General features: G+C 60.3%; 1 pseudogene. It reads left to right on the top strand.

The annotated features are described in order from the left end of the window. A pseudogene (locus tag EN862_RS36700) lies at positions 1-192 on the top strand (hypothetical protein); the annotation flags it as partial. Positions 193-302: the final 110 nt, after the last annotated feature.

The raw sequence follows: 302 nt of genomic DNA, 5'->3' as shown, positions 1-302 counted from the left end.
CCCACCAGTCCTCGAGATCGCTGCCACGGGCCCACATCGCTCAACGATCTGCGCTATGTATGGCCAGCCGCATTCGGCAGTTGTGCGCTTACGGTCGTCAATCCCGACGAGACCTCGTTGGAAACCAACCAATTGCGGAGGATCGAGCAGGCAATCGGCTCGCAGCTGAAGGCTATTTGGCAGCATCTTTGAGGCCATCGTTCGTCGATCGACCTCGGTTGGATGTAGCGCGAGCCGGCAAAAGCTCCTCGACTTCCGGGCGGAGCAGCGCGCGACCCGATCTACTCGATCAGTAGCAAGCC

The organism is Mesorhizobium sp. M2E.F.Ca.ET.219.01.1.1 (assembly GCF_004016445.2).
Classification (GTDB): domain Bacteria; phylum Pseudomonadota; class Alphaproteobacteria; order Rhizobiales; family Rhizobiaceae; genus Mesorhizobium.
The sequence above is the reverse complement of the archived record's forward strand: the minus strand, read 5'-3'. Positions and strand labels throughout refer to the sequence as shown.